Source organism: Paraburkholderia sp. JHI2823, from assembly GCF_038900695.1.
Classification (GTDB): domain Bacteria; phylum Pseudomonadota; class Gammaproteobacteria; order Burkholderiales; family Burkholderiaceae; genus Paraburkholderia; species Paraburkholderia mimosarum.
This window is the reverse complement of sequence record NZ_JAYMRY010000030.1, coordinates 92,831-99,719: the sequence shown is the minus strand read 5'-3', so window position 1 is coordinate 99,719 and position 6,889 is coordinate 92,831. Positions and strand designations below refer to the sequence as shown.

General features: G+C 69.2%; 5 protein-coding genes and 1 pseudogene. 3 read left to right on the top strand and 3 right to left on the bottom strand.

Annotation, left to right across the window (positions count from 1 at the left end; genetic code table 11):
* Nucleotides 1-220: 220 nt before the first annotated feature.
* The 3 genes and pseudogenes from flhF to VSR34_RS26950 all read left to right on the top strand — a co-directional run bounded on the left by flhF (nt 221) and on the right by VSR34_RS26950 (nt 4,233).
* Nucleotides 221-2,302: a flagellar biosynthesis protein FlhF gene (gene flhF / locus VSR34_RS26960; RefSeq protein ID WP_342964042.1), complete on the top strand. Its 2,082-nt coding sequence runs from the start codon at nt 221-223 to the stop codon at nt 2,300-2,302.
* Nucleotides 2,295-3,077 (top strand): annotated as a pseudogene (locus tag VSR34_RS26955) (MinD/ParA family protein); the annotation flags it as partial. The gene flhF and the pseudogene VSR34_RS26955, both read left to right, overlap by 8 nt.
* 424 nt (nt 3,078-3,501) lie before the next feature.
* Nucleotides 3,502-4,233 (top strand): RNA polymerase sigma factor FliA, encoded by a 732-nt coding sequence (locus VSR34_RS26950; RefSeq protein ID WP_028212024.1) that lies wholly within the window; start codon nt 3,502-3,504, stop codon nt 4,231-4,233.
* A gap of 165 nt (nt 4,234-4,398) precedes the next feature.
* Here the strand turns inward: VSR34_RS26950 and VSR34_RS26945 are convergent, their stop codons facing one another.
* The 3 genes from VSR34_RS26945 to flgA form a co-directional block, all read right to left on the bottom strand.
* On the bottom strand, nt 4,399-4,842 hold the full coding sequence (locus VSR34_RS26945) for a flagellar protein FlgN (RefSeq protein ID WP_028212025.1): 444 nt from the start codon (nt 4,840-4,842) through the stop codon (nt 4,399-4,401).
* A 49-nt stretch (nt 4,843-4,891) separates the two neighbouring features.
* Nucleotides 4,892-5,254 carry a flagellar biosynthesis anti-sigma factor FlgM gene (flgM, locus tag VSR34_RS26940; RefSeq protein WP_342964041.1) on the bottom strand — a complete coding sequence of 121 codons (363 nt, stop codon included), beginning with the start codon at nt 5,252-5,254 and terminating at the stop codon, nt 4,892-4,894.
* 193 nt (nt 5,255-5,447) lie between these two features.
* Nucleotides 5,448-6,845 carry a flagellar basal body P-ring formation chaperone FlgA gene (gene flgA / locus VSR34_RS26935; RefSeq protein ID WP_342964040.1) on the bottom strand — a complete coding sequence of 466 codons (1,398 nt, stop codon included), beginning with the start codon at nt 6,843-6,845 and terminating at the stop codon, nt 5,448-5,450.
* Between the last annotated feature and the right edge of the window lie 44 nt (nt 6,846-6,889).

Here is a 6,889-nt window from a genome sequence, read left to right as displayed (position 1 = left end):
CTACGGGCTTGCCGTAAGACCGCGCCCCCCCACCCCCCGATTCCGCGAATTGCCCACATTTCTCCGCCCTGATCCATCGATCATGGGGGGGCCACCTTCGAAATAATTCCAACATCGGAAAAGGCCTTGCGTGCGACGCGCGGCCGGCAGCAATCCCGCGGCATTCCAGCAAAAGACGACCGGCGGCGGCATAGGCCGCCCACCTCATCGGGGGCTCAGCTTGAACATTCGCAAATTCATCGGTGGCACCAGCCGCGACGCGTTTCGGCTCGTACGCGAAGCGCTGGGTGCGGACGCCGTCGTTCTGTCGAACCGCACGCTCGACGACGGCAGCGTCGAGATCGTCGCGCTCGCGGATCGCGACCTCGCGGCGATCGCGCCGGCCGATGGCGCTGCGGTGCAAGGCCAGGGCGGCTCGGGCGCCCCGTTCGCGCAGGCGTCCGCCGCGATGACGCAAATGGCTCGCACGCCTCGCGCTGCGCCCGGCTCGGCGCCCGCAGCGCTTGCGGCACCCGCTGCGCTCGCCGGCGCCGGTTCGAACCCCTACGCCAGCGGCATGCCGGACGTGTTCTCGTCGGTGTTCGGCGCGAGCCCGCAAGTGGGCGCCGAAGACGACGACACGCTCGCCGACGACGCCAACGCACAAGGCGACCACGCCAACGACGCCGCGGTCTCGCTCGGCCAGGATGCCCAGGCCGGTTCCGCGCTTTCGTCCGGCTCCGCCGGCTCGCGCGCCGGGGCGGCCCCGCAGGCGGCGCAATCGCCGCTGCCGCAGACGCAGGCGGGCATGCCGAATCAGCACACGCCGCTGCAAAAGGCGCTGCAGGCCGCGACCGAGCAGCTCGCCAAGCCGGCCTTCGCGCCGCTCGCGAACCCGGTGGCCAACCCCGCCGCCTCCGCTGGGCCGGCCTTCGCGCGCGAAGCCGCGTCGCGGCTCGAAGAGGCCGCTTCCCAGTACACGAGCGACGCCCCGCGCACGATGGCCGAATCCAATCCCTGGCTGATCGACCACGCTCGCCGCATTGCGAATCAGCAGAACGGTGTGCGCGACCCGGGCATGACGCCCGCGTCAGCGGCCGCGAGGGGCCTCGGCAATATCGCCGATCCTGTGTTGCCGCCCGACGTCGACGCGACCACGCCCGACTGGGCGCTCGAAGCTGCGCATGTCGCCGCGCGCCGCGCCGCGCAGCGCCTGGGCCACAGCCCGGACGCCGCCGGCCCGGCGCCCACGCCCGGCAACCGCACGACGCAGGGCGCGGCCGAAGGCGGCGCGAATGTGGCGCAAAACGTGAGCGAAGCGATCCGCGCGCGCATCGAGCAGGTCGTCAACGAAACCGTGATGAACGAGCTCGCCTCGATGCGCGGCATGATGGAAGAGCAGTTCGCCGGTCTGATGTGGGGCGAGCGCCAGCGTCGCAACCCCGTGCAGGGCGCACTCACCAAGCAGCTTTTCGCCGCCGGCTTCTCCGCGCAGCTCGTGAAGATGGTGATCGACCGCCTGCCCGAGGTGGAGAGCGAAGAGGCCGGCATGGAGTGGCTCCAGTCGGTGCTCGAATCGAACCTGCCCGTGCTCGAAAACGAAGAAGCGCTCATGGAGCGCGGCGGCGTGTTCGCGCTGATGGGCCCGACGGGCGTCGGCAAGACCACGACCACTGCGAAGCTCGCCGCGCGCTGCGTGATGCGCTTCGGCGCGAGCAAGGTCGCGCTGCTCACCACCGACAGCTACCGTATCGGCGGCCACGAGCAGCTGCGCATCTTCGGCAAGATCCTCGGCGTTTCGGTGCACGCCGTGCGCGACGGCGCGGACCTCCAGCTCGCGCTCACCGAACTCAAGAACAAGCACATCGTGCTGATCGACACGATCGGCATGAGCCAGCGCGACCGCGCCGTGGCCGACCAGATCGCCATGCTGTGCGGCGCGGGGCGCCCCGTGCAGCGTCTCTTGCTGCTCTCGGCCACGAACCACGGCGACACGCTCAACGAAGTCGTGCAGGCCTACCAGAGCGGCCCGGAAAACGCGCCGCTCACGGGCTGCATTCTCACCAAGCTCGACGAGGCGACCAACCTCGGCAGCGCGCTCGACACCGTGCTGCGCTACAAGCTGCCCGTGCATTACGTCTCGACGGGCCAGAAAGTGCCCGAAAACCTTTACGTGGCGACGCGGCGTTTCCTGATTCGCAGCGCCTTTTGCATTCCGCGCGACCGCTCGCCGTTCGTGCCGCACGAGGACGACATCCCGGCGCTCCTCTCTGCGTTGTCGATTCGTTCGGGCTCGCAGGCTCCCGAGGTACGGTTTGGATAAGTTTGTGATCGATCAGGCCGAAGGGCTGCGACGTCTGCTGGCGCGCGAAGGCTCGCGCGTGGTCGCGGTGACGGGCGGCTCGGGCTCGCCCGGGCGCACGACCGCCGTGGTCAATCTCGCGGCGGCGCTCACCGCGCAGGGCAAGGATGTGCTCGTGATCGACGAGTGCCTCGGGCCGCGCTCGGTGTGCTCGCTCTTGGGCGGCGTGCGCGGCGCGGGCAATTTCGCCGCGGTGATGCGCGGCGAGCTCACGCTCGAAGAGGCCGTCGGCCGTCACGCGCTCGGCTTCGGCGTGCTCGCTGCATCGCGTGACAACCGCGCCCAGTACACGAGCGCTCAGCTGCGCAAGGTGATTTCCGGACCCGCCGACATCGTGCTGATCGACGCGCAGCTCGACGCCGAAGGCGCCCTCTCGCCGCTCGCGATGCACGCGCACGACGTGCTGATCGTGATGCGCATCGGCGCGCAGGCGATCACCGACGCCTACGCGTGCATGAAACGGCTGCACTTCGCGCATGCGATCGCGCAGTTCCGCGTGCTCGCGACCCACGTGGCGAACGCGAGCGACGCGCACGCCGCGATCGAGAATCTCGCGGGCGTGGCGGGGCGCTACCTGAGCGTGTCGCTCGAGAGCGCCGGCTGCGTCGCCGCCGATCAGCACATGGCGCAGGCGCTCAAGCTCGCGCGCTGCATCGTCGATGCGTTTCCTTCGACGGCCGCTGCGCGCGACTTCCGGCACGTGGCTTCCGAGCTGCCGCACTGGCCGATGCGACCTGCCGTGTCGGCATGTTCGCCGGCTACGGCGCGCGCCAACGCCGCGTTCGCGAGCGCGGACGCGCGTCGCTGGTACGACCGCGAAACGGTGGGCGAAGCGGTGGGCGAAACGCTCGTCGACCAGCAGGACGGAGCAAGACTGCAAGCCCTCGCGGCGCATGCGCTGCATGACGCCGGGGATCTGGACGGCGCGCCGCACGCGGCAGCCGAGGCAAACGCAGGACACACCGCACACAGCACGCTCGCCGCGAACGCCGATTCGTTCGCGGCGGCCGTGACGGGTGTGCATTCCGCACCCGACGCGACATCTGCGTCCGCGGCCCACGTGGGCTGGCGGGCCGACGCGCCCGCACAGCGGCCGTCGCCGCGGCACGTCTGACGTGCGCACGACGTTGCCGCAAGGGAGATGAGAAGTGGAGAGCACGATGTACAACGCTCAAGGAAAGATTTCGCAGGCCGACGTGCTGGCGAAATACGCGCCGCTCGTAAGACGGCTCGGCTTGCAGCTCGTGGCCAAGATGCCGGCGAGCGTGGACCTCGACGACCTGATCCAGGCGGGCATGATCGGCCTGCTCGACGCGGCGAACCGCTACAAGGAAGATCAGGGCGCGCAGTTCGAGACCTACGCGAGCCAGCGCATTCGCGGCGCGATGCTCGACGAGTTGCGCAGCAACGACTGGCTGCCGCGCAGCCTGCGCCGCACGTCGCGTGAAGTGGAGAGCGCGGTGCACAAGGTGGAGCAGCGGCTTGGCCGCTCGGCGAGCGAAACGGAGATCGCCGAGCACCTGCAGATGCCGCTCGACGAGTACCAGTCGATGCTGCAGGATCTGCACGGCAGCCAGCTCATTTACTACGAAGACTTTGACCGCTCCGCCGAAGACGAGCCGTTCCTCGACCGCTACTGCGTCGATCATTCGGACCCGCTTTCGGCGCTGCTCGACGACAGTCTGCGCGGCGCGCTCGTCGAGGCGATCGACCGGCTGCCCGAGCGCGAGAAGCTTCTCATGTCGCTCTACTACGAGCGCGGCATGAACCTGCGCGAGATCGGCGCGGTGATGGAGGTGAGCGAGTCGCGCGTGTGCCAGCTGCACAGCCAGGCGGTGGCGCGCTTGCGCACGCGGCTGCGTGAGATGTCGTGGGCGGGCACGGAGAATTGAGGCCAGTAGGGGAGGCGTGCATATCAGCGCGGGGTGCAGTGCAGTGAAAGAGCCGGTGTGCGCGAGCCACCGGCTTTTTTGTTGGCGCGTTCGACAGCAGAAACGAAAAAGCCGAAGCACGGCCGCTTCGGCTTTTTCACATCGACAAACGAACCGCGCGAGCGCCTACAGCCCGAACGCCGGCAGCCGCCCGTCGGGACCGTACAGCATTGCGCCGTTGCCCGTGTCGCCGCGCAGGATCGCGAGCGCGCGGCGGTTATGCTCCATGCGCGTGCGGATCATCATGCCGATCGTGAGGTTCCTGCGGCGCGCGCGCTCGGTCGCGCCCTTGAGCAGCGCCCACTGGCTCGCGAGACGCGTGTCGCCGTCGCAGGCCATCTCGATGCCCTTGCGTCCGCCGGGCAGACCGAGGCCGGCGAGTTGCGCGTCGCGCGCCTTTTCGAGACCCGCGAGACGCTGCGTGAGCGTCGTCTTCTGCTCGACGATCTGCGGCAGCGTGTCCATGCCGTCTGCCGACACGAGCGCCTTCTCTTCGCAGGCGAGCAGCGACGCGAACGCTTCAACGGCGGCGTGTTCGTCGATCAGTGTGGCCAACAAGGCATCTTTCATTGCGAGGCACCCGGAAAACAGTGTTTGTGCAGCGCTCGTGCGTCGAACATCAGTTGAGCGACGTCGGCTTCAGGAGGTCGCGCGCGGTCTGGATCACGCCGTCGGCGATCTTGCCGGAGTCGATCTGCAGCGTGCCGTTGCGGATCGCATCCTTGATCGACTGAACGTGGGCCATGTCGATGTCGGCGGCACCGCTCGCCGCGAGCGAACGCAGCGTCGACGAGAGAGAGGAGAGGCTCACGTTCGCGTCTCCTTGAGAGGCGCCGGAAGTGCCGGCGGCGCTCGCGCCGCTGGACGTGGCGGCATTGCCGGTGTTCGTGGCGCTCACGGCGCCGGTCGAATCGCTTTGCGAACGCGCGAGGCCATCCCGCACGGCGCGCGGCTCATTGCGGGTGGAAGTGTCAACTTTCACGATGGGCTTTCCTGATCGATTTGACCTTGATAACGGCATAGGCCCGGCCGAACTTTAGCGTGAAAGTCCCAACGTTACATGCTGTTACGTGTGCCTGCGCACACAGCGGCGTACCGCCGCGCGAGCGCCAGGCCTGGGGGCGAGGGGGCTCTTGCCGCCCGGACAGGCCGCTGAAAACCGGCCTGAACCGGCCCTAGATCTGCACCTGCACGGTGCCGGCGTCCTTGACCACGCCCGTGATGACCTGTCCCCCGCTCGTGCGTACGCGCACCTGCTGGCCGGGCTCGCCGTTATTGAGCGCGCTGCCTTCGGCGGAGATCGTGAAGTTGGTGCCCACGGCGATCACCTTGACGGTCTGTCCGATGATCACCGAGGCCGCGCTGCGCAGCATATCGGAGCGCAGCGGCAGTCCGGCGGAGATGCGCGCGAGCGCGACGGCGCCGCGCGCCTGGTTGGGATCGGTGATGATGGTTTGCGGCAGGCTCGCGAGGTCGCCCGAACGCGGCGTGAAGTCGGCGGCGGAGAGCACCTCGCCCGCGCCGATCTGCCGGGAGGCCACGTAGTACGTCACCTCGATGGCAATGCGCGCGCCTACGTAGAGCGTCCACGGCCTGGCGCCGATGCAGCGCACGCCCACCGTCATGCGGCCGAAGGTGCGCGCACCAGGCGGCATGAACGGTTCGAGCGAGGCGCAGGCCGCGAGGCCGCGCGGGAAAACCGGATTGACGGTGATGCTCACATGGCCCGGCAGGCCCGCCGACTGTTGCTGAAGATAGGCGAGCACGGCCGCGCGGACCGATTCGCCGTCCTGCTGGCCGGGCGGCGCGGCCTGGGCGTTCGCGCTTCCATTGACGTTGGCGTTGGCGTTCGCATTTGTATTGGCGTTGGCGTTCGCAACCGGCCTCGCTCCGGCGGCCGGGTTCGTTGCCGCTGCATCGACGACCACCGGGGCGACGCGGTTCGCGGCGGCCGCGACATTCACGCGCTGGAGCGCGCCCGCGTTGTACGCATTGGCGGCCGGCACGCGCATGGGTTGAGCGCTCGTCCCCGGCGCGGGAATCGTGACGATGCGCGGCGCATCGCCTTGCGACGCGCGCTCGCCAGGACCCGGGATCGTGATCATGCCATTCGCGTCGACGCCTGCGCGCGCATCTTCGGGCACGCCGCGCGTGTTCAGATCGGCGTAGCTCGACGCGCGTAGCGGCGCGGAGCCATTTGCGGCATTCGCGGACCCACTCGCTGCAGCATTCGCCGCCGCGCCGACGCCGGCGCCGGCGCTGCGCGCCGCGGGCTTCGCGGGAGCGGCGAGCAGCGCGTTCATCTGCGCGGCGTCGGCGCCGGCGCGCTCGCCGTTGCCTGCAATGAAGATCTGGCCGCCCGCGCCCTGGGGCTGGGTTTGTGCCTGCGTTTGTGCCTGTGCCTGGGTCGGTACTTGTGTCTGCGCCGCGGTTTGCGCCTGGGCGAGCGCGCCGCCAAGGGCGCACGCCATCACGCAGGTCCACGAAGCGGCCCGTGAAACAGCCCACGACAGCGCGCGCGCACGCCGTTCCAGGCCGGCGCGCGGCTCGCGGAATGAGGCTGTTTGCGGCATCGTCGTTCTCCATCGAATGCATTGACACGCCTCGCATTCTAGGC